Consider the following 1,430-nt stretch of genomic DNA (forward strand, 5'->3'; position numbering starts at 1 on the left):
TTATTAGGCTCAAAGGCGAGGGGTTTTTGCATAAAATTTTACCGCCCGTGGTCGTCGGCCCCGTCATCATGACGATCGGCCTCATCCTCTCGCCCGCGGCCGTAAATATGGTCATGGGCAAGGGCAAAGAGGCGCTCTATACGCAGGGGCAGTCGCTTACTATCGCGCTTATCTCGCTCTCGGCGGTTATCGTCGTGATGATGTTTGGTCGCGGTATGCTGCGCCTAGTGCCGATACTTTGCGGCATCGCGGCTGGATACTGCGCGTCGCTGTTTGTCGGGATAGTGGATTTTACGCCGATTCTAAACGCGCCTTGGTTTGCGCTGCCAAATTTCACCGCGCCGGTTTTTAAACTTGAAGCCGTGATCTATATGGTGCCTATCGCGATCGCCCCTGCGATCGAGCACATCGGCGATATGCTCGCGATCAGTAACGTAACAAAGGAAAATTTCCTCAAAAACCCGGGGCTTAAAAGCACGCTGCTAGGCGACGGGCTCGCGACGTCGCTGGCAGGCTGCTTTGGTGGACCGCCGAACACCACCTACTCCGAGGTCACGGGCGCAGTCAGCATCACGAAAGCCTACAATCCCGCCATCATGACCTTTGCCGCGCTTGCGGCGATCTTGCTAGCCTTCGTAGGCAAGCTCGGCGCCGCGCTCTCCACGATCCCCGCTCCCGTCATCGGCGGCATCATGCTGCTGCTTTTCGGTATCATCGCTAGCGTGGGTATGGAAACGCTCATAAAAAACAGCGTGGATCTCGCTGAGCCGCGCAATATGATCATCGTCGCCCTCATCTTCGTCTGCGCGATCGGCGGCATGGTGCTGGACTTCGGCGCGATGAGCTTTAGCGGCGTGGGGCTTGGCGCACTCATCGGTATCACGCTAAATTTGGTGTTGCCAAAGACCAAGCATTTTGACGGATACTGAGTTAAATTTGCGCGGAGCTTGCGTCGTTTCGCGCGAATGCGGGTAAATTTGAGCTGAGGCTTTGCCGTCAAATTTGATAAGGTTTAAATTTACCCGCGGCTTTTCGCCGTCAAATTTACCGCACTCTAAATTTTAAAATTTCCCCCGCAAACGCTTTTAAATTTCTAACGTTTTAAACTAGCAAGATATATAATTGCCTTATGAAAAAGGCGAATAACTTAAGCAAATTTGATAAAAAGGCGCTAAAGCTCCTCTTTGCTGTACTTTTTGTGCCGATGTTCGTCTCGCTCGTTTTTATCTATGAGCTATCGGTGTATGACCGCTCGCGCGAGCTGCCCGCGGACGCGCAAAAGATCGGGGGTTACTACAACATCGGCAGCAAAATTTACCTACGCTCTTGGAATCTCGCTCCTTACGAGCTAGAGAGCGACGCGGACGCGGCGAGTTTTCGCGCGCTTGATACCGGCAGATACTCCTACACAAACGTCGGCATGGACGCTA

At 53.1% G+C, this 1,430-nt stretch carries 2 protein-coding genes; both read left to right on the top strand.

Annotated elements, in window-relative coordinates:
- On the top strand, positions 1 to 929 hold a 929-nt coding region (locus Q0394_RS04450; protein WP_298945691.1), incomplete at its 5' end, for a solute carrier family 23 protein.
- 200 nt (positions 930 to 1,129) lie between these two features.
- A partial coding sequence (locus Q0394_RS04455; RefSeq protein ID WP_298945692.1) for a hypothetical protein occupies positions 1,130 to 1,430 on the top strand: 301 nt, incomplete at its 3' end.

The sequence above is a fragment of the uncultured Campylobacter sp. genome (assembly GCF_938039205.1).
Classification (GTDB): domain Bacteria; phylum Campylobacterota; class Campylobacteria; order Campylobacterales; family Campylobacteraceae; genus Campylobacter_A.